At 43.9% G+C, this 26,508-nt stretch carries 22 protein-coding genes; 12 read left to right on the plus strand and 10 right to left on the minus strand.

What is annotated here, in order from left to right; genetic code table 11:
* The first annotated feature begins 10 nt into the window (after positions 1-10).
* The 8 genes from MSP8886_RS04550 (at position 11) to MSP8886_RS04585 (ending at position 8,415) form a co-directional block, all read left to right on the plus strand.
* Positions 11-769, plus strand: a complete 759-nt coding sequence (locus MSP8886_RS04550) for a FadR/GntR family transcriptional regulator (RefSeq protein ID WP_067013219.1) — start codon at positions 11-13, stop codon at positions 767-769.
* Between the two features lie 74 nt (positions 770-843).
* The gene (locus tag MSP8886_RS04555) at positions 844-2,433 is read left to right on the plus strand and encodes an aldehyde dehydrogenase (NADP(+)) (protein ID WP_067013221.1); all 1,590 of its coding nucleotides are present in this window, start codon (positions 844-846) and stop codon (positions 2,431-2,433) included.
* 66 nt (positions 2,434-2,499) lie between these two features.
* The gene (locus MSP8886_RS04560) at positions 2,500-3,441 is read left to right on the plus strand and encodes an AEC family transporter (RefSeq protein ID WP_067013223.1); all 942 of its coding nucleotides are present in this window, start codon (positions 2,500-2,502) and stop codon (positions 3,439-3,441) included.
* Between the two features lie 38 nt (positions 3,442-3,479).
* Entirely contained in the window at positions 3,480-4,430 is a 951-nt protein-coding gene (locus tag MSP8886_RS04565; RefSeq protein ID WP_067013225.1) for a 2-hydroxyacid dehydrogenase, read from the plus strand.
* A 191-nt stretch (positions 4,431-4,621) separates the two neighbouring features.
* Positions 4,622-5,623 carry a TRAP transporter substrate-binding protein gene (locus tag MSP8886_RS04570; protein ID WP_067013227.1) on the plus strand — a complete coding sequence of 334 codons (1,002 nt, stop codon included), beginning with the start codon at positions 4,622-4,624 and terminating at the stop codon, positions 5,621-5,623.
* A 107-nt stretch (positions 5,624-5,730) separates the two neighbouring features.
* Positions 5,731-6,258, plus strand: coding sequence for a TRAP transporter small permease (locus MSP8886_RS04575; RefSeq protein ID WP_067013229.1), 528 nt, complete (start codon positions 5,731-5,733; stop codon positions 6,256-6,258).
* Position 6,259: 1 nt separating this feature from the next.
* Complete coding sequence (locus tag MSP8886_RS04580) at positions 6,260-7,543, plus strand: TRAP transporter large permease (protein ID WP_067013231.1); 1,284 nt, start codon at positions 6,260-6,262, stop codon at positions 7,541-7,543.
* 74 nt (positions 7,544-7,617) lie between these two features.
* The gene (locus MSP8886_RS04585; RefSeq protein WP_067013233.1) at positions 7,618-8,415 is read left to right on the plus strand and encodes an NAD-dependent epimerase/dehydratase family protein; all 798 of its coding nucleotides are present in this window, start codon (positions 7,618-7,620) and stop codon (positions 8,413-8,415) included.
* 119 nt (positions 8,416-8,534) lie between these two features.
* Here the strand turns inward: MSP8886_RS04585 and MSP8886_RS04590 are convergent, their stop codons facing one another.
* From MSP8886_RS04590 to MSP8886_RS04615, 6 genes are all read right to left on the minus strand, one after another.
* Positions 8,535-10,148 carry a TRAP transporter large permease gene (locus MSP8886_RS04590; protein WP_067013235.1) on the minus strand — a complete coding sequence of 538 codons (1,614 nt, stop codon included), beginning with the start codon at positions 10,146-10,148 and terminating at the stop codon, positions 8,535-8,537.
* 15 nt (positions 10,149-10,163) lie between these two features.
* Positions 10,164-10,844 (minus strand): TRAP transporter small permease, encoded by a 681-nt coding sequence (locus MSP8886_RS04595; RefSeq protein ID WP_067013237.1) that lies wholly within the window; start codon positions 10,842-10,844, stop codon positions 10,164-10,166.
* Positions 10,845-11,001: 157 nt separating this feature from the next.
* On the minus strand, positions 11,002-12,003 hold the full coding sequence (locus tag MSP8886_RS04600) for a TRAP transporter substrate-binding protein (RefSeq protein WP_067013239.1): 1,002 nt from the start codon (positions 12,001-12,003) through the stop codon (positions 11,002-11,004).
* Between the two features lie 327 nt (positions 12,004-12,330).
* Positions 12,331-14,550 (minus strand): GNAT family N-acetyltransferase, encoded by a 2,220-nt coding sequence (locus MSP8886_RS04605; RefSeq protein ID WP_175365268.1) that lies wholly within the window; start codon positions 14,548-14,550, stop codon positions 12,331-12,333.
* Between the two features lie 159 nt (positions 14,551-14,709).
* A complete protein-coding gene (locus tag MSP8886_RS04610; RefSeq protein ID WP_067013243.1) occupies positions 14,710-16,740 on the minus strand; it encodes a methyl-accepting chemotaxis protein in 2,031 nt (676 codons plus the stop codon).
* A gap of 250 nt (positions 16,741-16,990) precedes the next feature.
* On the minus strand, positions 16,991-19,021 hold the full coding sequence (locus tag MSP8886_RS04615) for a methyl-accepting chemotaxis protein (protein ID WP_067013245.1): 2,031 nt from the start codon (positions 19,019-19,021) through the stop codon (positions 16,991-16,993).
* Between the two features lie 485 nt (positions 19,022-19,506).
* Here MSP8886_RS04615 and MSP8886_RS04620 point away from each other — a divergent pair, with 485 nt between their 5' ends.
* Positions 19,507-19,767 carry a DUF5062 family protein gene (locus tag MSP8886_RS04620; protein WP_067013247.1) on the plus strand — a complete coding sequence of 87 codons (261 nt, stop codon included), beginning with the start codon at positions 19,507-19,509 and terminating at the stop codon, positions 19,765-19,767.
* Between the two features lie 162 nt (positions 19,768-19,929).
* Positions 19,930-20,598, plus strand: a complete 669-nt coding sequence (locus MSP8886_RS04625) for a DUF1826 domain-containing protein (protein WP_083200825.1) — start codon at positions 19,930-19,932, stop codon at positions 20,596-20,598.
* 31 nt (positions 20,599-20,629) lie between these two features.
* Here MSP8886_RS04625 and MSP8886_RS04630 read toward each other — a convergent pair whose 3' ends face one another.
* The 3 genes from MSP8886_RS04630 to MSP8886_RS04640 form a co-directional block, all read right to left on the minus strand.
* Entirely contained in the window at positions 20,630-21,349 is a 720-nt protein-coding gene (locus MSP8886_RS04630) for an SDR family NAD(P)-dependent oxidoreductase (RefSeq protein WP_067013249.1), read from the minus strand.
* A gap of 205 nt (positions 21,350-21,554) precedes the next feature.
* A complete protein-coding gene (locus MSP8886_RS04635; RefSeq protein ID WP_067013251.1) occupies positions 21,555-21,947 on the minus strand; it encodes a thiol-disulfide oxidoreductase DCC family protein in 393 nt (130 codons plus the stop codon).
* Positions 21,948-21,997: 50 nt separating this feature from the next.
* Entirely contained in the window at positions 21,998-22,441 is a 444-nt protein-coding gene (locus MSP8886_RS04640) for a DUF3429 domain-containing protein (RefSeq protein ID WP_083200826.1), read from the minus strand.
* Between the two features lie 292 nt (positions 22,442-22,733).
* On the opposite strand from MSP8886_RS04640, the gene MSP8886_RS04650 reads away from it, so the two are divergent.
* The gene (locus tag MSP8886_RS04650) at positions 22,734-24,110 is read left to right on the plus strand and encodes a glycine--tRNA ligase (RefSeq protein WP_067013258.1); all 1,377 of its coding nucleotides are present in this window, start codon (positions 22,734-22,736) and stop codon (positions 24,108-24,110) included.
* An 83-nt stretch (positions 24,111-24,193) separates the two neighbouring features.
* On the opposite strand, the gene MSP8886_RS04655 is transcribed toward MSP8886_RS04650, so the two are convergent.
* Positions 24,194-24,658 carry a DUF2867 domain-containing protein gene (locus MSP8886_RS04655; protein WP_067013260.1) on the minus strand — a complete coding sequence of 155 codons (465 nt, stop codon included), beginning with the start codon at positions 24,656-24,658 and terminating at the stop codon, positions 24,194-24,196.
* Positions 24,659-24,804: 146 nt separating this feature from the next.
* Between MSP8886_RS04655 and MSP8886_RS04660 the strand changes: the two genes are divergently transcribed.
* The gene (locus tag MSP8886_RS04660) at positions 24,805-26,436 is read left to right on the plus strand and encodes a tannase/feruloyl esterase family alpha/beta hydrolase (protein WP_067013263.1); all 1,632 of its coding nucleotides are present in this window, start codon (positions 24,805-24,807) and stop codon (positions 26,434-26,436) included.
* Positions 26,437-26,508 lie beyond the last annotated feature (72 nt).

Consider the following 26,508-nt stretch of genomic DNA (forward strand, 5'->3'; position numbering starts at 1 on the left):
CATGTTTATCATGAATAGCGAGGGTAAATTGGTAAATCGATTTCAAATTGAACGGGTGGGCAAAAGCGATAGCTTAGCCAGTAATGTGGCAAAACAACTGGAGCAACAAATTGCTGCAGGTGCCATAGCCGTAGGAGATAAGCTGCCGACAGAAAATGAGTTGTGTGATTTGTTTGGGGTGAGTCGAACGGTTATTCGTGAAGCGATTACACAGTTAAAGTCGTTAGGCTTGGTGGAGACTAAGCGTGGCGTTGGAACCAGTGTATTGAGAACGCAAGCCGCAGAAACCCTGTTTGCCTATCAAATTGATCCAACCGCCATCGATGATATTTTGCACATTTTAGAAATGCGTATTAGCGTGGAAACCACGGCGTGTGAGCTGGCGGCATTGCGTCGTACAGAGGAAGAAGTAGCCCTGTTAGAAGCTCATTTTCAAGCGTTTGATGAGGCACTTAGTCGTGGTGAGTTGGCTCGCAAGGAAGACTATGAATTTCATTTGGCCATTTGTACCGCAACACGCAACCCGTTTTTAAAGCAATTTTATGAGCAGTTTAATAAGAACGTGATACCACGAGCGAATTTAGTAAACAGTGATTTAAAACAGGTCGCAACGGACAGCTATTTACAGCGTGTGCGCTCAGAGCATCTTGAGATACTTAACTGTATTAAAAACAAAGATGCAGAAGGGGCCAAACAAGCCATGCACAATCATTTGTATCGTGCTTACCATTTGTATCAGCGATACCAGGACAACAATAAATTCGATTAGAGTAAGCCAAACTCGCTTTAATCGAGGCCTAGCAACTAGGTATGAGTGTTTTTATAAAAAACTAGGGGAATAGCATGCAAAGCAATACCATTCTTAAGGGAACATCACTCATCGCAGGTCAAGCTGTATTAGGCTCGGACAAGGCGCTCCATGGCATTAATCCAGCGACTAATGAGGCTCTTGAGCCTGGCTATTTAGGGTGTAGCAAAGCGCATGTGGATCAAGCGGTTGATGCGGCTTGGCAAGCCTTCGACCTATACCGTGCTTTGGACATTGAAAAAAGAGCGAGCTTTTTAGAATGTATTGCGGATGAGATTCTTGCTCTAGGGGATACCTTAGTCGAGCGTGCTGTTGCAGAGAGTGGTCTGCTAAAGGCGCGTATTGAAGGGGAGCGAGGTCGTACGATGGGGCAACTTCGTTTGTTTGCTTCGGTCATTCGCATGGGAGGATTCAGTGATGCTCGTATTGATCCTGCGATGCCGGATCGTACACCGCTTCCTCGTGCTGATTTACGTTTGCAAAAAATTCCCTTAGGCCCGGTTGCCGTATTTGGTGCCAGTAATTTTCCATTGGCCTTTTCTGTGGCGGGTGGCGATACGGCGTCAGCACTGGCGGCGGGGTGCCCAGTGGTAGCGAAAGCCCATCCGGCTCATCCTGGGACATCGGAGCTGATCGGTCGTGCAATTCAAAGCGCTGTGGAAAAATCGGCTATGCCAGCAGGTGTCTTCTCTTTACTGTTTGTTTCAGATAATCAAATAGCTGGTGAGCTTGTGGCTCATCCTTATATTAAAGCTGTTGGTTTCACTGGCTCGCGCAAAGGGGGACTGGCGCTGGTCAATATTGCTCAACGTCGCCCTGAACCGATTCCGGTTTACGCGGAAATGAGCAGTATTAATCCGGTTTTTGTGATGCCCAGTAAATTGGCGACCCAGGCGAAAAAAGTGGCCTCCGGTTTTGTTACCTCATTAGCCATGGGGGCAGGGCAGTTCTGTACTAATCCTGGTTTGGTGGTTGCATTAGAAGGTGACGGTTTTGATGACTTTTTAGCGCAAGTCGTCGCAGACACCCGTGCATTGAACAGTCAAACGATGCTAACGGGGGGGATTTACGATGCTTACTGTGCCGGTGTTGCCGCCCTTGAAGCCAATAATAAAGTGACATTAGTGGCGAAAGGACAGCAAGCCTATACGCCAAACCAGTGCCAAGCCCATGTGTTTGTGACGGAAGCTAGCGCTTTTCTTGCTGATCTGGGAATGGAGGATGAAGTATTCGGGTCGACTTCTTTGATTATAAAATGCCGTAGCTTAGAAGAATACAAAGCCGTTGCGGAGCATGTGGAAGGCCAGTTGACGATCACTATTCAGATGAATGATGAGGATGTGGAAGCGGTGCGTACTTTGTTGCCAGTGTTTGAGCGCAAAGCGGGTCGTTTGTTGTGTAATGGCTACCCGACGGGGGTGGAAGTATGTCAAGCCATGGTGCATGGTGGCCCATTCCCTGCTACCTCTGATAGTCGTTCAACGTCAGTGGGTAGCTCTGCGATAGACCGCTTCTTGCGCCCTGTTTGTTACCAAGATTTCCCCGAAGCCCTAATTCCTTGTGCGATTAAAGACAGTAACCCTATGTCTATTCCTCAGCTAGTCGATGGTAAGCTCATCGTGTAAAGTAACGGTTTTTACAACGAGCTGATAGGGCATGCATTGAAATGTATGCCCTTTATTGAGAGAAATATGTTACTAGAGACCAAAGGCGTTATTTTAGAGGTGGCGGCTCCCGTTTTATTAATGATTGCTGTCGGCGCTTTTTTGCGGCGGATTCGTTTATTAAACGATGATTTTATTCTCATTAGCTCACGCTTTGTTTTTAAAGTGGCGATGCCGACCTTGCTGTTTTTAGGCATGCTGTCGAATAATTTAAGTGGCCTGATCAGTTTGGATTTTGCCCTTTACTTTGCCTCGTCGATCGTTCTGACCTTTTTATTTGCTTGGTTTCTCGCGGTAAGGCTTGATTTGCCTTCTATGCAGCGAGGGGTATTTGTGCAAATTGCCTTTCGTGGCAATTGTGGCATTTTTAGTCTTGCCCTTGTTGTGAATATGTTTGGCCAAGAGGGGGTAGCGATAGGCGGCATTATGGCGGGTCTGAGTATTCTGCTGTTTAATGTGCTGGCAGAAGTGATTTTGACGCGCTATAGCAAAGGGCATTTGCATCTGGTGTCATTGTTGAAAAGCCTGGTAAAGAACCCGCTGATTCTTGCCATTGTCTTGGGAACGGTTGCGAATCTTATGGGTTTAAAACTGCCTTTATTTGTTCTCAAAACGGCGCATTTGGTGGGGAACCTTTCTTTGCCTTTGGCCCTAATTTGTATTGGTGGCGCACTGGTGACCAGTGGGTGGGCGTTACCAAAACGTTTTCCGATTGCTTTAGCCTGTAAGGTGATTATTAGCCCAGCGTTGTTTACCTTAGTGGCTTTTTTCCTTGGCTTTTCGCAAAAAGAGTTACTGTTTTTGTTTGTCTTTTTGGCCGCGCCAACAGCGGCATCCGCTTATGTGACGGCGGTGGCAAAAGGCGATGATGGCAAGTCGACTGCCAATGCGATTGCCACCTCTACCGTCTTCTCGTCAGTGGTGATCGTGGTTTGTATCCCTATGATTATTGCCATGACTGGCGGTTAACATCGTACTTTTATGGGTGAACGAAACAGGAGGTTACTATGGGGAAAATAGAAGTATTGGTTGTGGCACCTGGCTACCCAACTCAAATGGCCGTGCTAGCAGAACGTTATCAATTACATCGTTATGACTTAGCGGATCAAGCTGATAAACAGCAGATAATCAAATCCCATGGAGAAGCCATTCGTGCGGTTATAACAACGGGAGGCGGTGGCTTTTCTGAGTCGTTGTTGGACCAGCTCCCTAAACTCGAAATCGTTGCCTGCGGCAGTGTTGGCTTTGATTCTATTTGTGTTGAAGAGTGTATCAAGCGAGGTGTGGCAGTAACTAATACGCCGGATGTCTTGACCAATGATGTTGCCGATATGGCCTTGATGTTAACGCTTGCTACGGTACGCCGTCTGGTGCCAGGTATGGACTGGGTTCGTCAAGGGAAATGGCAACAAGATGGTCCGATCCAGCTTAATACTAGGATCGAAGGCAAGCGTATGGGGATTATCGGTCTTGGACGAATTGGTAAAGCCATTGCGAAACGAGCAGAAAGCTTTGGCATGGAGATTAGTTACTTTGGCCGGCGTCCGCAAGCGGATGTGAGCTACCCCTATTTTTCGAATCTAAAGGAGATGGCGAACAATGTGGATATTTTGGTCGCCGCCGTTCCTGGTGGTTCCGAAACACAAGGTATGATTACCCGAGAAGTGCTAGAGGCGTTAGGTGAGCAGGGCTATTTTATCAATATTGCTCGTGGTTCGGTGGTCGATGAGCAGGCTTTGGTCGCGCTTCTCGAAGCCGGTGGAATAAAAGGGGCGGGATTAGATGTCTTTGTTGATGAGCCAAACGTACCAGAAGCCTTATCCACGTTAGACAATGTGGTTCTACAGCCCCATTGTGCAAGTGGCACCCATGAAACACGAGCGGCTATGGCGCAGCTGGTAGTGGACAATTTGGCGGCCCATTTTAATCAAAAACCACTGTTAACCCCCGTCGGTTAAATTTAGCTATTTTTCGTTGTTACTTCTATTGTTCTAAAGGTATGAGGACAGGCATTACTTTTTTAGAAAAATAAAACATATGATGACTGTTGTATGATGAATTACTTTTGTGTTAAAAAAGTCTTTGCTTGTATGACAAACTCGCTTTTTGGATAAGCTCGTTATCAACGACATATTAGGGGATTAAAATAATGATAAAAAAATGTTCCATTAAAAAACTGACTTCAGCATTGCTGTTAACTGGCTCCATTGCCGCGACTTTAACCTTGGCGCCATTAGCTCATGCTGATTGGAAAGGTTGGAATGTTCACCCGGCTGGCTATCCCGTCACGGTGGGGATTGAATCTTTTATGAAGCATGTTGAGAAGGCCACCGATGGGCGTGTCTCAGGGCGCGTTTATAACGGTGGCATCCTAGGGGATCAAAATGATGCGATCCAAATGCTGCAAGTAAACGGCATTCAATTTGCGGAGTTTAACCTTGGGCCAATTGGTACCATGGTGCCAGAAGTCAATGTGGTGTCATTGCCTTTTATTTTCAAAAATGAGTCCCATATGCATCGTGTAATGGATGGCCCAGTAGGGAAAGAGTTGGCTAAAGCTATGGCAAAACAAGGGATTATTGCTTTGGCTTGGTATGACTCCGGTTCTCGTTCTTTTTATAACACTAAGCATCCGATCACGAAACCTGCTGATATGAAGGGCATGAAATTCCGAGTTATGAACAACGAATTGTATGTTGACATGGTCAAGGAGCTAGGTGGTAACGCGACGCCCATGGCGTATTCCGAAGTCTATCAAGCCTTGAAAACGGGCGTTGTAGACGGCGCAGAAAATAACTGGCCTTCTTACGATTCCAGCAACCACTATGAAGTGGCTAAATATTACTCGTTAACGCAGCATCTGATTCTTCCTGAAGTATTGGCCGTGAGCAAAGCCGCGTGGAATAGCTTGTCGCCAGCGGATCAAAAGGCTGTTCGAAAAGCAGCTCAGGACAGTGCTGTACTCGAACGTAAACTGTGGGCAGAGCGTGTACAGAAAAGCCGTGCCAAATTGCTCAAAGCCGGTGTGATTGTTAATGAAATAAAAGACAAAGCTGCTTTCCAAGCGAAGATGAAGCCTGTCTATGCCGAGGCGGAAAAAGCGACCCCTGCACTTACTCCTCTGATCAAACAAATTCAAGAAACACCTTAAGCTATTGAGGCCTTGGAAAGATGTTACGAGAAAAGGTCTCTCAATGTTGGGAGCCACTGTCCTTTACTGGTCAGTGGCTATCATTGACTTTGTAGAAGAGTAATGTGATGACTGCTTCAATTAGGGCCTCTTTTGTTAAGCGTTTTTTGGACGCACTTGCTTTTTTAGCCATGACGATCTCTGGTCTATGTATGATTGTACTGGTGATGTCGTTTGGGTTGCTTGTCTATGGTCGATATGTATTAAACAACACACCCACTTGGGTGGAACAAATGGCCATGCTATTGATCATCACCATTACCTTTTTGGGGGCTGCCGTCGGAATCCATGAAAGAACCCATCTTAGTGTTGATATGGTCTCTTTACTGTTGCCAGAAAAGGTCAATCGTGTGATTGATATACTGATCGACACCTCTCTTGCAGGGTTCGGTGCAGCCATGCTCTATTATTGCCACGAACTGATGACGTTTGGCTGGTACCGCTTAATTCCCTTATTAGGTATTCCCGATGGCCTTCGTTATGCTCCCGTTATGGTGGCAGGCGGGCTTATCTTTGTCTTTTCTTTATACCGTATCTTAGTTGGCATTCAAAAATTGTTTGCTAAGCAATCAGTTGTTGCCAATGGAGGACAATAATATGGGCTTAGCATTACTATTGGGTGTTTTCGGTATCTTAACAATTATTGGTGTTCCGGTTGCTTTTGCGTTAGGCATGGCGGCCTTAGGGGCCTTTTGGTATGAAGGTATTCCATTGATGATTGGCTTTCAGCGAATTATTTCTGGTATGTCATCCTTCTCTTTGTTAGCGATTCCCTTTTTTATTTTTGCCGGTGAGTTGATGCTGCATGGGGGCATTGCTGCACGACTGATTCGTCTGGCATCCGCCAGTGTGGGATGGATGCGTGGCGGCTTAGGACAGGTTAACGTGTTCGCTAGTATGCTGTTTGGGGGTATCTCTGGCTCTGCGGTGGCGGATACCTCGGCGTTGGGGTCCTTGTTGATTCCTGTAATGAAGGAAAAAGGCTACGACGACGATTACGCGGTAAACGTGACGGTGACGTCTTCCATTGCGGGTATTTTGATTCCTCCCAGTCACAATATGATCTTATATGTGGTCGCCGCAGGCGGTGGGATTTCGGTGGCCAGTCTATTTATGGCCGGTGTGGTTCCTGGGATGTTAATGTGTTTGTTATTGGGTTATGCCGCACGCTGGGTTTCTATTAGAAAGAACTTCCCAACCGAAGCGTTTGCTGGCTGGAAAGTGATTTTTATCTCCTTCTTGGCTTCTTTTCCTGGGTTAGTCACCGCAATTATTGTCGTGGGGGGCTCTTTATCCGGAGTCTTCACAGTGACTGAATCTGGTGCCATTGGGGCAATTTATGCCATTGTTATTACTGGGTTAGTCTACCGTTCACTGAGTCTAAAAGACTTTTGGGTGGCCGTGGTACGCTCTGTTAGAACCACGGGGATGGTGATGGTGTTGGTTGGCTGTGCGGGAGCATTTGGGTACATGCTGGCCTTATATGAAGTCCCTAAAGTATTGGCTCATGCGCTGACATCAATATCTAGTAACCCAGTTGTCATATTGCTACTAATGAATCTGATTTTGCTGATATTAGGCATGATTATGGACATGGCGGCCTTAATTCTGATTTGTACGCCGATCTTTTTGCCCGTGGCAACAGGCTTAGGGATGGATCCGATTCAGTTTGGAGTCATGTTAATGATGAACTTGGGGCTAGGGTTGTGTACGCCACCCGTTGGAGGCTGTTTATTTGTTGGTTGCGCCATCGGACAAGTGCCAATCCAACGAGCTGTGAAAACGATTTGGCCTTTCTATATCGCTATCCTGATTGCCCTGCTATTGGTGACCTTTATTCCTTCTGTGTCACTAGCCCTGCCTAATTGGATCACCAGTTAACTTTACATTTTACGGGTGGGAGCGGTCTATTTTCACGCTCCTTTTTAGATGAGTTTTGCTTTAAGGAGTCATCCATGAAACGTGTTTTAATAACAGGTGCCGCCGGAAATTTAGGGACTGCTATGCGTAAAAAATTGGCGGGTTGGGCGGATGAAGTCATATTGTCGGATTTAAACCCAATCAGCGAGTTGGGGGCAGGTGAAACCTTTGTGCAATGCGACCTTGCTGATTACGACAGTGTGATGGCGTTAGTCGAAGGCTGTGACGGAATTGTACACTTTGGTGGTGTGTCCACGGAAAATACGTTCGATAATATTCTCAATGGCAATATTAAAGGCGCCTACAACCTTTACGAAGCGGCGCGTAAACATGGTATTAAGCGCATTTTCTTTGCCAGCTCCAATCATGTTATTGGCTTCCATGACAGGGAGGCGTTGCTGGATGCGCAAAGCGAAATGAGACCGGACAGTCTATACGGGGTTTCGAAAGGCTTTGGCGAGTTATTAGCGCAATATTACTTCGATAAATTTTCAATAGAATCGGCCTTGGTTCGCATTGGCTCATGCTTCCCGAAGCCGCTGAATCGTCGTATGTTGTCGACTTGGCTAAGTGAAAGCGATTTAGCGGAGCTGATTAAAAAAGTGTACGCTGCTGATCGCCTTGGTTGTACCGTTGTGTATGGTGTATCCGATAACCCAAGCACTTGGTGGGACAACAAGCATGCAAAATTTCTAGGGTGGACGCCAAAAGACTCTTCGGAAGTGTTTGAGCAGGAAGCTTATCTACGAGAAGAGGTGGTCGATTCGAGCGATCCAGCGGTACGTTTTCAAGGTGGTCCATTTGCCAAAGCAGGTCATTTCGAAGACGACTAAAACTGGCCCGTTGGTTTTTGTCCGATTCATAACACCTAGGAGCTTTATCACAATGTATGGCTCTAAGAGCAAAAAAACGCCCGATTTGGGCGTTTTTTTAATGCATTAAAACCGTTTTATTATTTCACTAGTTCTGGCCCCATGATGCTATAGGGTAAGGCGGTGGAAAGCTCTGGGATGTAGGTCACCAGAATCAAGAACACCATTAATACCAACATAAAAGGTGTCGCTGCTTTTACGACGCGGGCTAAACTCATGCCTGTGATGCCTGAGGTCACAAAGAGGTTTAGTCCTATGGGTGGCGTGATCATACCAATTTCCATGTTGACGACCATGATGATACCAAGGTGAATCGGATCCACTCCTAGCTCCATCGCGATTGGGAAGACAACTGGGGCGACAATGACCAGTAAGCCAGATGGTTCCATAAACTGTCCACCAATGAGCAGAAGAATGTTCACCGCAATCAAGAAAGTAAACCAGTTAAAGCCAACGCTTAACATCCATTCCGTGATCATTTGCGGAATACGCTCTGCTGATAAGGTATGAGCAAACAACAGGGCATTGGCGATGATAAACATCAGCATGATGGTGGTTTTTGTGCCTTCCAGCATTACTTTGCGAGACTCTTCACCAAACAGTGCAGGGAAAAAGCCTCGTAGCATCAATGAAAGATTGCGTCCCCAAATAGGCAAGCCGGCAAGTAAACAAGTTACGATGGACTCCTTCAGATGGGAAGAGCGCTTGTAGACGTAGAAGATCGCGAGTAACAGAGAGAAGCCGCCTCCCCAAAGAGCGCGATCACCACCTGTTACGGTTTTGCTGTCCGCAAAGGCGAAGAAGGACAAAATTTCCCAGACGAGGAAGAAAGACACGCCATACACGGTGCCGTTAAAACCAACACGAGCATGAGGTGCGTCATCATCATTTGTCCAGGTTTGGCCTTTTAGGGGGCCCATATCTCGATAGACAAAGAGTGCAATGAAAATTGAGTACACCGCCGCAACCACCGCGGCTTCCGTTGGCGTGAACACACCACCATAGATCCCGCCCATGATGATAACGACAAGAAATAACCCCCATCCTGCTTCTTTACCGCCACGGATAAGATTACCAAAGCCTTTCCATTCTTCTGCTGGTAGGTTTTTTATGCGGGCAACCACGTAGATGGCGATCATTAACATCACGCCAGCCAATAAGCCGGGCACCACCCCTGCCAAGAACATACGACCAACAGACACATCTGTTGCGGCTGCGTACACCACCATTACGATAGAAGGAGGGATGAGTATGCCCAATGTACCTGCGTTAGCGATGATGCCAGAGGCGAACTCTTTTGAATAACCGACTTGGCGCATCCCTACAATGGCAATGGAGCCGATCGCGACTACGGTTGCGGGAGAAGAACCCGACAAGGCTGCGAACATCATACACGCCAAAACGGACGCCATAGCCAAACCGCCACGGAAGTGTCCAACACTGGCAATGGCGAAGTTAATCAAGCGTTTTGCGACACCGCCAGTTGACATATAAGACGAAGCGAGAATGAAAAACGGGATGGCTAACAAGGTATAATGTTGGCCCGCTCCAAATAAAGAAATTGCCACCGACGACAAGGAGTCGTGGGAAAAAAAGGTAATAAATAAGATGGACGACAAGCCCAACGAGATGCCAACCGGCAGGCCGATAAACAGCAGGGTCAGTACGAGACCGAATAAAATAATAGATTCCACAATAAAGCTCCTGCGTTAGTCTTTTAAAGAGTCTTTGTTGGCGTTGACGAGATCTTGCGCCTCGTGGCCGCTGATCAACATGTCACGCTTTCCTCGTGCAATATCGATAAAGGCTTGCAACGAGCGATAAGACAGCATGGCTAAACTGATCGGCAAGATAATAAGCACTAACCAGCGTTGAACACGGGGTCTTAGGTCAAACATTTCTTGCATAAAGACTGGGTAACGCAGCTCTTCAGTACCAATACCGATTTTGAACATTTTTGTCCAATACTCGATGGCCCCACCACGAGCATCAATGCCTAACATCGATAACCAAGTTGCATCTAACAGGATTAAGCCATACATAATGGCAGCAAACGCGCCAAACAGAGATAGGGCTTTGGCAATAGGTTTAGGTACGGCATTTATTACAATGTCCACTCCTAAATGAATACCCGTTTTAATGCCATAACTCATACCCAGTAGAATCAACCATGAAAATGCGACAGTGTTGAATTCCAATGCGGCGTCCCAGCCAGTATTAAATCCGTAACGTGCAATCACTTGACCAAAAGACACTGCCATAATTGAAGAAATGACGATGATTAATAGGTTTTCTTCTGCACGTTCCATCGCTTTGGGAAAGCATTTTTCCAGCACCCAAAGGATGACGATAAAAAACAATAAATATAAATGTGGCCAGTAGTATGCCATGGTGGTCTCCTGAATAAGTGGACCTGTCTATCTAAAAGCACAACGCAGACACAGCAAGACGAACCCCTTTATACATAGGATATGAGATAGGTAAACCGTGAAGGGAAAGCCCTAATGTTGGCTCAATAGAGCCAACATTCTGCATAACACAAAGGGATTATGAGTTGGCTGCGGCATTAATTAGGTTTTCACCGATGTCATTTTGGAATTTTTTCCACACAGGTTTCATCGTTTCAACCCAAATTTGACGTTGCTCTGGTGTCAATGTATTGATTTTGCCGCCTGCTTTTAAAATATTGGCGCGGTTTTCAGCTTCTTTCGCTTTCACAGACTGGTTCGCTTCCTGTGTTACTTCATCCGCAATTTGCAGGAATTGTTTGCGATCCGCAGGGGATAAGCTGTCTAAGAAGTCTTGAGACGTCATGAACAAGTAAGCCAACAATTGGTGGTCGGTTTGTGTGATGCTGTCTTGCACTTCGTAGAATTTTTTGGTGTAAATGTTAGACCATGTATTTTCTTGCCCATCCACAACACCTGTTTGCAGTGCACCATAGACCTCGGAGAACGCCATAGCTTGTGGTGACGCGCCCATGGCTTTGATCATGGCTTTGGCTACATCAGAGGTTTGGACGCGGAATTTCAAGCCTTTTGCATCGCTTGGTAAGATCAGCTTTTTGTTGGCAGAGAAGTATTTCATACCAGACATCCAGTAACCTAGACCAACGAAGCCAACATTGTCTTTCATGGCGTAGAGCAGGTCTTTACCTTGAGGGCTGTTCGTAAAGCGGATGGCTTGGTCCATGTTTTTGAAGATGAAAGGTAGGTCGAATACACCATATTTAGGAGTGTAAGAACCAAACTTAGAAAGAGAAGGGGCAAGCAATTGAACATCGCCTAAAAGCAAGGCTTCTAATTCTTTTGAGTCGCCAAATAATGTTGAGTTCGGGAAGACTTCAACACAGAGTTTGCCATTCATTTCTTTGTTAACACGCGCAGCAAAATTATTCGCGGCTACCACTTTAGGGTGAGTTGTTCCCCCTGTAACGTGACTGAATTTTACAACGCGTTCGCCAGGATCACAGGCTGAAGAATCAGCAAAGGCTGCGTTGGTGGCAAAGGAAAGGGCAATAGAGGTCAAGGCTAGGCTGATTTTTTTCATTATTTTAAAACTCCAAAACGAGATAATTATTCTTGTTATCGCTTGATCTTAGCCAAACGAGGACAGCACATTTAAGCGTTGCTGTCTTAGTATTTACACATTCTATGCCAAGTCTTTAATATTTTTTTAAGTGATTGAATTTAATAGGATAAAATAAATTTCCATCAAAACAGTTAGAGAGCTGGTGGAGGTATTAAGTGTGGAAAATCACACATCAAATAATGGATATGGGTGGATTTCCGCCAATTTTTATTGTGATTGAAGTAGGCGTAGCGAGAGATCAAGAAAGATTGGCTGGCAGATCAAGAAAGAGAGACTAAGGCTTAACTAGGACTGGCTCTTAGGCGAGGCAAATATTTCTCGTTTGAGTGTTTGCTTCAAAGCTAAGTGAAGATCTTTTCGCCCCGTCAGTTTGGCTGCTTTCAATTGAAATGGGGTCTCTCTACCTAATACGGCATCAAACAACAGAGTGTCTAATGATGATCGTGCTGTTAGTTTGTCTTGGTAGGCTAACTGGAAAAACGCGTTATAAAGGGCTGCTCGAATAGTGTCAAAAGGGCGATGTGCATAACAAAACAGATGTAGGTCTTGTTTGTCCTGTTCGCTTATTAATAGATTAGCAGGGGAAATTGTCTGATGAGGGCATTGGATAAGCTGGATAATAAGCGCAGCGGATAAGTCTTGATAGCAGAGTAGTAAATTCGTTTGAAAACGCTTCAGAAAAAGGGTGTACCACTGTTTGGATTGTTGCTCTGCGATTGAGTTGAGAGGTTTGACCATCATCAAAGAGTAGCTGCCGCTGGCTTTGTCTTTGCTCGTACCCAATCTCACGCTGATAAAGCCATTTTTTTGCCAAAACGCAACGATATCAGGGCTAGCGGCAAAGCTGGTACAAAGAAAATCGGCTTTGGTTTGAGCCGCTTCTGTGATCTGTTCGAGTAAATGGCTCGCTAGTCCTTGACCTTGCAGATTAGGTTGAGTAGCAATGCGGCTGATACGCCAATAATGATAGTGTCCCGCTTCGATGAAGCCCTCATGAGCCATTAATGACTGAGGAACGAGGTGGCCTCTAGGGCGGCGGGAGCCTTCTAGCACGGCTTGGCTTAGATCATCTGGAAGCTCACCTTCTTCGGTAACAATTGCCACACTGTTAATGGTCATATTATTTATTACCTGAGGATTTGTCGTTATCGAGGTGATCCCTGTCTGCGCTGGTTTAGCGGCTTTGTTGGGGGAGTCTGATTGAGATAACCACGTGGTGACACTTGGGTCATCCAACATCCATCTAATATTATCTGGCGAAGTTTGATAGTGAGCATTCACTAATAACGAAAAAGTCACTTTTAGATGCTCAGGTTCCTGTAGCCACTCTTGCCCTTGTTGGGTACTGATGAGCTGTGTTGCACTCTGTTCTGAAGTATTGGAATGGGCTTCAAACGGTGGACATAGAAAAAATGTGTTATTAACCCATTTTTCAAGTGGGTCATTTTCCCCCCATCGAATGGGCTGGGTTAAAGAGAGCCTTTTTAAGGGGGTTGATTTTCCTTGACGTGGCGCGTCTAAAGTCTGACAGAAGCGAATACCAAAGCCTCGTCCGGCCCCCTCATAGCCATAATCTGTTGTGCTGAATATACATTGCTTAGACTTATCCAGCAGAGCGGTTAGTACAGGAATGGAAAGACGAGCGGCTTCATCAATAATCAGATGTTCCCATTGGTCTTCCATCAATAGCAGGGTGTCCGGTGCATAAAAAGGCATCTCTGATGCCTCGTCCTTGTTATCAGATGACACGTTAAATGAGCTGAATTGATCATCATATTGTTTGCGAAGGGCAACCAATGCGTCTGGTGTGGCAGCGGTAACGGCGACTTTCTTACCCGCTTTTACCCACTTGGCTAGGGTATCACCAAGTAAGGTGGACTTTCCTCGTCCCCGTGAAGCGATCAATACATGAGTAACGTTAGAAGACGTTAATAAAGATTTTTGTGCGACTTTTTGTTCTTGTGTCAGAGTCATCGCGTGCTGGGGCTGTTGCACTGTATGGTTTTGTGGCGGTGTAAGTCTATCAATCTGTTGAGGACGGATGTATTGGAAGGGGCTGTGTGGATGGATAAGCTGGTTGAGGATATAGCGTTTAAAGTGCGACTTTATCTGATCAGGATGATAAGGCCAAGGTAGATAACGGGGCATTTCTTGGTCTTCTTGGTTTAGCCAATTTTGCTCAGGCTGATCCGGTAAGCCAATGGCAAATATTCCATCACCTCTTACTGCGCCAGCTAATATGGCGATCACACTAGCAGAGACTCCTGACGTTACGTCGATTAAAATGGCGTCATAGGTTTGCCCAAGGGTATTCTTTATTTGTTTAAATAAGCGAATATCTGTGTTTAGTCGTTTATTGAGGTCGCGATAAATCGCTTCATCGTGGGTACAAATGAGGATTGAATCTTGTCCATTGGAAACCAAGGAAAAAGCCGCGTAAATTTGCGCGGTATTTCCTGTGAAGAGATAGCAGTGGCGGTGATTTAAATTGGCTGGATTCGACATAATCATTCCTCATGGTCACGATATGATACTGTGACCATGAGCAATAGCCAACGTTGTCTATAACTGAGTGCTATAGTAAGTCCATAATTTGCGGACGTAACATAAAGAAGAGCGCACAAAAAATGGAAGGCTTTTTACAACCTTCCCTAGTCTTTCAATTTACTTTAATTTGAAGGCTTTAAGGTCTTCTTGAAGACCGTTAGCCAATTGATAGATATTGTTACTGTGATCTTGCGACGCATCCGCTTGTGCTAACGTGTCGCTAGAGGCGTTTTGTAGCGTTTCTGCATTCTGACGAATTTGTGTGGCAGCAACACTTTGTTCTTCTGTTGCAGTGGCTACATTGGTGACACCAAGAGAGACTTTTTTCATCGACGTAAATATGAGAGACAAAATATTACGTGTTTCAGATACTTGGCCGACACTACTGTCTACTTGGCTTCGCCCTTGTTCCATTTCTTCGACGGCAGAGCGGCTATTTAGCTGTAGCTTTTCAATTACTTTACGAATTTCTTCTGTGGATTGTTGTGTGCGTTGTGCCAAGACCCTCACTTCATCAGCGACTACGGCAAACCCTCGTCCTTGCTCGCCTGCGCGAGCCGCTTCGATGGCCGCATTCAGAGCCAGTAAGTTGGTTTGTTCAGCAATCTCATTGATAACGGAGGCTACTTTACCTATTTCTGTCGAACTTTTTTCAACATTCTCAATGGTTTCTGAGGTCTGACTAAAGGCACTAGAAAGCTTGGCAACAGTTTCTTCAACACGTTGCATTGCCTCATTGCCGTTTTGTGTAATGGTTTGAACCTTGTCTGATTCAACTGAAACATCGGTCGCATTGTGTGCGACGTCTTCTATTGCTGTTGATATTTGTACAATGGCTGACGCCACTTGAATGCTGACGTCTTGGCTGTAATTTGCACTGTTGATTAATGTTTTATTGACGTCAGAAATGGCATTGCTTGAGTGGAGAAGCTCAATACTAGAATCCTGAACCTTTTGGATAAGCTGAATCAAACTGTCACGCATATGAATCGTATCATTGCGCAGTAAATCGATTTCATTATTGGAGTCTTTGCTTAATTTATTCTGAAAGCGAAAAGCCAAATTGCCTCTTCCTAACTCATGCAAGCCTTGAGAAATTTCTTTTATTGGTGAAAGGGCACGACGAATAAACAGCCATAATGCTATTGCCAGAGTCAGACCGAATACTGCGGATACTGAACTGACAACCCATAAGGTTTTATTAATCTCAGCTTGATACTCATCATCATAAGTTTTTAATACCACAACCCAGTTCCAGCCTTTCACTCTCTTAAACAGGGCAATAGCAGGACGAGCAGTGGTGGTTTTTCCTTCTACTTTTAACGAGTAGTGGATGATGCCTGACTGTTGTTGGTACAGTTTCTCGAATGTACTAGCGAGTTGTGGATTTCGTTTTAGAATATTTTGCCCGACTAAGGCCTTGCTTGGGTGAATAAGAAAGTTCCCTTTATTCTTTCCCGCTGTCGTGACGTAGATATACCCCGTTTTGCCAAATACCATTTTATTGAGTGTATTGGCGATTGGTGTCGTGATTCTTGTAATAGGAATAAGCAGTTCGTAATAGAGATTGCTCTGTCCTGATACTTTTTTATAGTAAGTGAAGTAGGATTTGTTTTTGAGTGTATCTACGCCCAAATAACTGGTGTTATCTTGGATGGCTTTGTAGCCCTCTGTATTGTCTTCTAGATCAGTACCAGTAGCCAAAGCGTTGTTCGCGGAGCTGGCAACACGAACGATTTGACTTCCTTGCTTGACGAGTAGGCTTACTTCAGATTCTGTCGATGTGGCGAACTGTTGAATAAGATGGCTATTCCCATTAATCACTTGGTTATTTAACTTAATTGATGGAACTTGAGTGCCATTAATATTTATTGGTGTATTTGAGTCGACAGTTACTTGCTCCAGCATATTATTAAAGATAGCACCGTTGCGAGTCATAACACGTTGCATCAAGTGATACTTGTCCTCAAGTTGGTTACTGACCAACTCGACTTCTTTTTTTTCATGGCCGATGACAATGTCACTGATTTGCTGTTTTAGTTGCACATTGATGATAAAAGTCAAAGCAACAAAAATGATAACCACAAGGGCGAGTGTTCCTAGACCAAGTTGTCTTGGTAACGGGTATTTTTTGAAAGATGAGAGCATCTCATGGATCCTTAGTTCAGGGGATATCTTAGTTGAGTCATTTAAAAGAGAAGTGTTTCATAACGATCTTATGAAGAAAGTAATATTTTTTTTATTACTGTGTATTGTTTTGTAATGGTTGGGTATTATAGTGATAGATTTGTATACAGCAATGCTATTTAATTAAATAAGATAAATTCATGTAAATGAATTTTTAACTGGGTTTGGGACTACCCACTCTATAAACAGATAGAGTGGGTAAAAAGAGGAGTTATGGCAATGTGAAAGCGGTGAGATCTTCTTGAAGGTCAGTGGCCATTTTTTGAATATTTTGGCTATGGCCTTGTGAGGTGTCCGCTTGTGTTAATGTGTCGTTCGAGGCTTCACTAAGTGTTTCTGCATTCTGACGAATTTGCGTGGCAGCAACACTTTGTTCTTCTGTTGCTGTGGCTACATTCGTTGTACCAAGCGAAACTTTTTTCATTGACGTCAGTATATTAGACAAAATATTGCGTGTTTCTAAGACTTGGCTGACACTATTGTCAACTTGGTTTCTTCCTTGCTCCATCTCTTTCACGGCTGAGCGGCTGTTTAGTTGTAGTGCCTCAATTACTTTGCGAATTTCTTCTGTGGATTGTTGCGTGCGTTGTGCCAACACCCTTACTTCGTCGGCAACCACCGCAAAGCCTCGTCCTTGTTCTCCTGCGCGAGCGGCCTCAATGGCGGCATTCAGTGCCAGTAGGTTGGTTTGTTCAGCAATCTCATTGATAACAGAAATTACCTTGCCTATTTCTGTTGAACTTTTTTCAACATCCTCGATGGTTTCTGATGCTTGACTAAAGGCATTGGAAAGCTTGCCCACGGTTTCTTCAACACGTTGCATTGCTTGATTGCCATTTTGTGTAATAGCTTGAACATTGTCTGATTCGGAAGAGACGTCAGTTGCATTGTGTGCAACCTCTTCTATGGCTGTTGATATCTGAGCAATAGCTGAGGCTACCTGCATGCTGATGTCCTGACTGTAGTTCGCACTGTCGATTAATGCTTTATTGACGTTGGAAATCTCGTGGCTGGAGTGAAGGAGCTCAATACTTGAACCTTGAACCTTTTGAATAAGGTGAATCAAATTGTTACGCATGAGGATCGTATCATTACGTAATAAGTCGATTTCATTGTTGGAGTCTGGGGTCAATTTATCATGAAAACGAAAAGCCAAATTGCCTTCCCCTAATTCATGTAAGCCTTTGGAGATTTCTTTTAACGGTTTAAGTGCGCGGCGCATGTATAGCCATAGGCATAACACAAGCAAAAGACCAAAAATTACAGAGGCTGCACCAACAACCCATAACGTGGCATTAATTTCTGCTTGATATTCGTTGTCGTAGGTTTTTAGCACCACGACCCAGTTCCAGTCTTTGACCCTTTCAAATAGAGCAAGAGCAGGACGGGGAGTAGTGGTTACCCCCGGGATTTTCAGGTTGTAATGAATGATGCCTCGATCTTTTTTATACATCTTCGAGAACGTCGTTTTAAGGCTTGGGAAAACGCTAAAAATATTTTTCCCAACCATCTGCATGTTGGGGTGAAGAACAAATGTGCCTGGGTGGTCGCCTGCTTGCGTGATAAAAATATAGCCACTTTTACCAAATGTGAGTTTATTTAATGATTGGGCTAATGCTCCTGTTATCTTATTAAAAGGGATGAGCAGCTCGTAATATAAATTGCTCTGGCCTAGAACCTTGCTGTAGTTAGCAAAGTATTGCTGGCCATTTATGGTGTCGACGCCAATAAAATTTTCATCCCCTTCTAATGCTTGATAGCCTTTATTATTCTCCTGCAACAAAGATCCTAACATGGATGGGTTTTCTGAAGAGCTGGCAATCCGAATAAATTGATTATTTTTCTTGATTAGGAGGTTTGCATTCAGGTCTGTGGCGTTAGCGAATTGTTGCATGAAATGGCTTTGACCGCTGATGGTCTTACCGTTTAATTGTACCGAAGGGAGTGTTAGGTCGTTAACATTATCTGCTTGATTTGTATTGATTCTTGCCTCTTTTAGCATTGTGCCCAGAAGTGCACCATTGTGCTGGATGCTATTCTCTAAAGAATGGTATTTTTCTTCTAATTGTCTAGTGACCAGTTCTAATTCTTTTTTTTCATGGTCTGTTACGATTCTGTTGATATGTTCATTCAGTTGAGAGTTAATAATAAATACTAAGGTTGCAAAAATGATCGTGACAAAGATCAATGTTGCGATACCAAGTTGCCTTGGCAGGGGTGATTTTTTTAGAAATGACAACATAGATTGAAAGATCCTTAACAGTGATAGAAGGGTTAGCTTTTGTTCTGTCTTAAATGAAGTAGGTAGGGAGAAAAATGATTTTTATTTCATATAAATCAATATCTTGCATTTACGCCTCTAAAATTTCAGTTGTCTTAAGCTGTATGTAGAAACAACTTAATGTAAAAAACTGTTGTTTTTTAAAATTGTAATGGTGAAAAACAATATAAGTAACAACTTAAATTGAAAGTGTTAAGGTTTGATTACTTATACTTTTAGAGCTTGCTAACCTGTCATCTTAGGCCTTCACAACCATCACCAATCGTTTCTCTATTAATGGTTTTTGCTTTACAGACTGAAAAGTTTGATAGAAGCTTGTTCTTTAAAGCATTTATTGCTTTCATGTTTGCTGAAAGTTAAAGACGGTGAGGGCGTGCGGTTTATACAAATCTTCCCTTGTCATCGCAATGTTATTTCCTCCTTCCATGTTGAGAAAGGATCGCCATATGAAGAAGATCAAAAATGAAGCGGCTCTGAGCAAGAGAGCATTACAAGTGGGAGAGAACTACGCTTTAAAAAGAGGCTATGCCGGTTTTTCTTCCACTATGTCAGCCAATGAAAAAGTTGAGGCAATTTATCGCTTGTTGGTACTGGATAAGCTTGTGGTCGGGGTGCCTGCTGATAAAGAGAACCTTCCTGCCATGAAGCATAAATTGGCTTTATGGATTCAAAAGCTCTTGCCTAAAGATGATCCTCTGTTGAAATAGCTCTGTCTTATTAACGCCAGTGGCTTTTCGCTAGTGCCAATGCCGTCTTGATGACGGCATTTTTATTGCTGGTTACTGACTTTTTTACATTTTTATGGACAAATTGTTTTTTATTATTGTAATGTTATATCATTTCAAAATACAAAGTAGGTTTAAAGCAATATGAACACGGCACGGCAAGCACCATTGGAATCGTTGGAAGCAGATAGAACATTATTGTCTGTTGTTAAGTCGAAAGAGCCAGATGTTTTTGGGGATATTTACCAAGACTCGTTCAATATGGTGGTATGGAAGCGGTCGCTTGAGGAAGTTGGTACTTACTGTACAAGCCTAATAGCCTCTGCACCGCAGTTGAATATTAAAGACCAAGGTGCGCCAGAGCACATTGAAAAGTTATTGGTTCGTATTCTACCCGACGACAACAATAAAGAGATCTTTATTAAAGATGTGCGTACATTAATGGATATGTTTGCCTGTTTATTTGACCTGTCAGAGGTGGGGTTGAGATTGGCCGTGCTATCCAAAGCCATGTGTCCGCGTTTTCATGTGGATAATATTCCGTGTCGGCTGATTACCACCTATTTAGGGCAGGGTTCTGAGTGGCTTCATGATGCGCATGCGGTCCGCTCCGAGTTAGGTCATTTGGTTAAATGGACTGAGAAAAATACGGGATTGGCTTCTTTTGGAACGGTGAATCAACTAGATGCTGGAGATGTGGCCTTAATGAAAGGCAATACCTGGCCTACTGCCATGGGGAGAGGGGTGGTTCACCGATCACCCAGTGCATCGGTGGATTCGCCAAGATTGTTTCTCAGTTTGGATATGATTTAGCCGTTATCGTAATGTCACGGAAATACGGCTGTTACCACTCAATTTTTTTATTATCCCAATCGATAAAGCTGGCCTGATTATCCATCTTGGCGTTGTCCATGATGGATAATAATCTTTGTGCAACAAACTTCGGTGTAAAGAGCTTGCCTTCTGGAACGGATTTCTGAAAGGGCTTGGATAAAGGGGTATCGGTTGTTCCTGGATGAAAGGCCATCAATTTGACATTCTTTGCGCGTCTAGCGTACTCAATAGCACTGGTTTGTATGAGCATATTTAATGCTGCTTTTGAGGCTCGGTAGCCATACCAGCCTCCTATTTTATTGTCTGAAATACTGCCAACTCGTGCGCTAAACAGGGCAACCTGCGTATTTCTTTTCCCCTTGAGAACTTGAATCAACCGACTCAACCAAATCATAGGAACGATCGCATTGCTCCTATACAACCCAGCTAGCTGGTCGATTTGAATGTCTTCCAACTTTTTCTCCGGAGTATACTGCGTGTTGTGCAATACACCGTTACAGATAATAACCTTAGTAAGGTTATTGGTGTGTTGTTGCAGGTACTGGCAGATCTCTTCAATGCTCTCTTGGGAGTAGTTGCTTAATAATGGCCTGACTTTTTGACTGAAAAAGCGAGGAGGAAACTGGCTAACCGTGTAAATTATTCGGCAATCATTCTGATTAGAAAGCTGTGCTATGACTGCTTGAGCGATGCGGCTACTGGAGCCAATCACGAGAGCATCAAATTGCATGGCGTATTTTCCTTAATAACGGGCATGATGTGAAGGGGGATGCATTTATAGCTTATGATAGACAAGAGTGACGTGTTCAAAAACGTCGCTAAGCTTTGCAACTTTCCTTGTGCGATTGACCGTCTGCGATCATAAGTCGACAAATGCATCCTCAACCAGTGTACTTTATGTCCCATTAAAGTTTAAGAGGGATTTGTGTTTGTTACTACAGATCACATTGACCTTTGTCACAAGAGGTACAGCGTGGTTTACCCGTTACGAAAGCTGAAATAGAGTGACGATATTTTGCAAAGCAACGATAGCCAATATCTGCAAATAAGCGAATGACTGGCCAGCGTAATATCTGCATCCATCGGTGTTTGCCTACTAGCTTCCATGCCATGCAGGTAACATCTAAACCTTGGATGACTTTGCCATTCTCTAACTGTCCATGAAGGATTCTGTCTGCCTTAATGGGGTCAATATGGGGATAACGCTGGGCAAAATCGTTATGATGAATGTTCTCTAGAGTAAGTCTTTGATGTATATCGAATTTTTTTAGCTCTCGCATTTCCGCAAAGCAAAGTGGGCAAAAACCGTCGTAAAAAATGGTCAACATAACTGTGTCTCCTATTGGCTAGGATTGTCAGTTCTTCCTTAGGGCGTTCTCTAATAGATGGGGAAGAGTACAATCACATGCAGAACACTTAATACGACAGTAAGCACAAAACGGATCTTTGAATAGGCTTTATAGGATTGAGAGACCAGCCTTAACCAACGTCCATCTAGCCAAAAGGTGGTAATAAAGCCTAGTAGCAAGATACCAATAGATAGCTCTGGTACTTTCATAAACAGGCTTCCCCAGGCAACCAACATAATCAAATGGTTTAATAGCATTGTCCGTCTGCTGTATTTTTGTTGCTTACCTTCGAGTACCTGCCCAGATAGCACTCCGTTAACAAAGCTTAAAAGAATGGCGCTGTAGGAAGCAAAAAGTGCTTGTCCCGAGTATCCCATGATGTGTATGTCTGTCAGCGTCAGAATGGTCAGGACAAGAAAGGGAGCCAGCGCAAACAGACCTAATAGAAGCATGGGAGTGGCAGAATATCGCATAAAAAACCTTTAGCTGAAAACACAAATTTTTTGTGTAAAAAAAAAGAATTATCTAACAAAATGGCAAAAAAAAATACGTAAACTTCCGAATAAATTGCATATTCTTGCCATAACTTACGGTTATTAAGGGTCTTAAGTTGCTTTAGTTGGCTGGTAGCCGTCATTCGCCATTGAGCGAAATTCAGGCTCAGAGTACAATGTCTGGCTAGAATTTAACTTTCCTCAGATGTACGCTAACGGTCTGTTGAGTGTATATCTAACCAATTTCAATTTGCTTAAGGTGTGTTTAGAAATGCCAGCTAAAACAATGGATGAACTCGTCTCCCTTTGTAAACGTCGCGGATTTATTTTCCAAGGCAGTGAAATCTACGGTGGTATGCAAGGTGCTTACGATTACGGTCCGTTAGGTATTGAATTAAAAAACAACCTAAAAGCGGCTTGGTGGCGTGCGATGGTGTACGAGCGTGACGACGTGGAAGGTTTGGATGCAGCGATCATTCAAAACAAAAATGTCTATAAATACTCTGGTCACGAAGATACTTTTACTGACCCAATGGTTGATTGCCATGAGTGTAAGTCGCGTATGCGTGCCGATCACATGAAAGACATTAAAGTCTGCGACAATTGTGGTTCAACTAATGTGACCGAGCCACGAGATTTCAACTTAATGTTTAAAACCAATGTTGGTCCGATGGTGAATGAAGAGTCTTACACTTACCTTCGCCCTGAGACGGCACAAGGTATCTTCACGAACTTCAAAAACGTCGTCGACTCAACTTCTCGCACTTTGCCTTTTGGTATTGCACAAATTGGTAAATCTTTCCGTAACGAAATCACGCCGCGCAACTTCATTTTCCGTGTTCGCGAGTTCGAACAAATGGAATTGGAATTTTTCTGTAAGCCAGGTGAAGATGAAAAATGGCATGAATTCTGGGTTGGTGCGCGTAAGCAATGGTGGTTGGATCAAGGTCTAGCGGAAGAAAATATTGAATTTGAATATGTCACAGGTGACGACTTGGCTCACTATTCAAAATCTACTGTTGATATCTTGTACAAGTTTCCACATGGTTTTGAAGAATTAGAAGGCGTTGCTAACCGTACTGATTACGATTTGGGCTCTCACACCAAAGCGCAAGAAGAGTTTGGCCTATCTGCGAAAGTGAAACAGAATGAGCATTCAACGGCTAAGTTAGCTATTCGTGACCTTGAAGCAAACAAATGGGAAGTGCCTTTCTGTATCGAGCCTTCTGCTGGTCTGGATCGTGGTTTATTGGCGGTGATGACAGAAGCTTATACAGAGGAAGAATTGCCAAACGGTTCGACACGAACTGTGCTTAAGTTCAAACCGCATCTAGCACCAATCAAGGTGGCTATTATGCCGCTTAAGAAGAACAAGCCTGAAATCGTAGCGCTTGCTAAAGAGTTGAAAAACAAACTACAGAAATTAGGCTTGGGTCGTATTCTTTATGAAAATACAGGCAACGTGGGTAAAGGCTACCGCCGCCATGATGAAGTGGGAACGCCAATCTGTGTAACGGTCGACTTTGACTCTATCGAGAAAGAAGGTGCGCCAGTAACGGTTCGTGACCGTGATACCATGGAGCAAATTGTTGTGCCAGCGGCAGAGTTGCCTGCTTATGTAGTCAATTACTTTATTAACCAAAATTAATAGTGGTTAATAAAACGTTATTGTCTTTGTTATAAGACAAACACTGAAAGCCGTTACGCTCAGTCGTTGCGGCTTTTTTGTTATTATACGGTCTTACTTGCCGTTTTGACGCGGGTTAAAGCATTAAGAACAATAAGCACATGAAAGGGAAGAATCGCTTTTAGGTAGAGTTGGCCCGCTGAGTTATTGGGATGTACCCAAGTGGCTAAAAAGACACGTCCATGCTGTGACATAACCGAAATTCTAAAGTTTAAATGAGTGTCGTTAAACCCAGCGATAAGTTCATCGCTATTTTCAGATTCCACTGGAAAAAAGCCCACTTTATTTAGCGTTTCCGGCCCCTCTTTTAACAGCCCAAAAGGGGCGGTGATAATATTTCTCATGCCAATCAAACACTGAGCCCATCCAGGAAAGTTTGTAATAATGTCTGCGGCATGACGCGGTGATAGATTCGATTCAACCGAGTAGCAGTCAAGAAAGTCTGTTGTCTTTAATCTATTATGAAGCGCACTTTCTAATGGCAGTGCTGATGAGATGACGTGCTGCATATTGATTACCCTTCCTTATGGCTTCACTCATATCTTTCTACCATAGAGGCGTTGCTTATTCATTGAATATTTTTGTATGCAAAATAAAAAAATTAATACTAGCATTTAACTGTTTAAAATAAAAACAATTAAAAGGGAATACTATAATGAATAAAGCATGGTTATTTTGTTTGGCTTTACCTATGGTTGCCAAGGCTGGCGTAATGGCTTGTGATCCATCAACCTTTCATGCACCAGGGCTGACTATAAAGTCTGCACAATGGCAATCACCAGCCGGTGATGTGTTGGTTGAGAATTGTCGGGTAGAAGGGGTCTTAGATCCTTATGAAGGCATGGATGGTCGGGCTTATGGTATTGGTTTTGAACTTCGTTTGCCAAAAAATTGGCACCACGATTTTGCTTATCAATTTAATGGTGGTAACGATGGCATTGTTAAAGCCGCGTTAGGTGGTGTATCAAGTTTAATTCCTAGCCAGTATGCTTTAAATCGTGGCATGGCCGTTGTATCGAGCAACGGAGGGCACGACCAAGGACAATTTACGGACATGGGGCTGGCTGGCAGTAGTGGTTTTGGCTGGGATGCCAAAGCAAGATCTCTTTACGGCTATGAAGCCGTTGCAAAGCTTGGTCCAGTAGCGAAAAAACTGGTGACAGAGTTTTACGGCAGCAAACCTGAATACAGCTACGGTATTGGGGTGTCAAATGGTGGCCGTATGGCCATGGTGTCTGCATCACGCTTCCCAACTATGTTTGATGGTATTCTTGTAGGTTTCCCTGGTTTTAATTTGCCCAAAGCGGCTATACAGCATGCTTGGGATATTCAGCATTTTCATGCGGTTAACAGTGATTTAAAGCAATCTCTTACCCCAAAAGACCTGTCTTTAGTGAGCCACTATATTCTTAAACAGTGTGATGATCTTGATGGTTTAAAGGATGGCCTTATTTTTAATGCTAAACAGTGCCAAAAGTACGTAAACTTGCAAGACTTAGTCTGTCATGCAGGGCAAAAAGACTGTTTGAGCCAAAGCAAAGTCAATGCTTTAGTCGCTATGCATAATGGACCGCATAATAGCCAAGGTAAGGCTTTATACAGTCGCTGGTACTACGATGCAGGGATCGACTCTAGTAGTTGGCGTGCTTGGAAAATTGAAAGTCCTGTCCCTGCTTGGGGATACAACTCTATTATCGCGACCATGGGGGCGTCGTCTTTGGCACAGATTTTCACCACACCGCCAACCAAAGTCGAAGGCACGCCTGATGGTTTAGTTCAGTACTTGTTGAGTTTTAACTTTGATACTGATGCAGCTAAAATCTATGCCAAAACAAAAGCCTTTCCTGAGTCATCAATGGACTTTATGACACCGCCAGATGTTGCGAATCCAACCATGTCAGCATTCAAAAAAGCGGGAGGTAAAATGATCATTTTCCACGGTAATAGTGACCCAGTATTTTCTGCTTTGGATACGATTAATTGGTACAACAAGTTGAACCAAAACCAAAATGGTAAAGCTCGTGACTTCGTGACCTTTTATGAAGTTCCTGGTATGCCACACGGACAAGGCGGCCCATCTTTAGACCAGTTTGATGTGTTATCACCCTTAGTGGCTTGGGTTGAAAAAGGCCAGTCTCCTAGTCGAGTGATTAGCCAAGCGAGAGCCAATAATCCAGAAGTGTCTAAACCGTTGTTAAAGGCAAAACGCCCACTGTGCCCATACCCTACGATGGCAGTTTATGAAGGAGGGAATCAAATGAGTGCCTCGTCATTTATTTGCCATTAATATAGCGGGGGAATTTTGCTCATTGCCAAATGCAGTCTGGCTAGATTGCATTTGGCAAACTTCTATTTTAAA

Origin of the sequence: Marinomonas spartinae (assembly GCF_900089775.1) — a bacterium.
In the GTDB taxonomy this organism is placed as follows: Bacteria; Pseudomonadota; Gammaproteobacteria; order Pseudomonadales; family Marinomonadaceae; genus Marinomonas; species Marinomonas spartinae.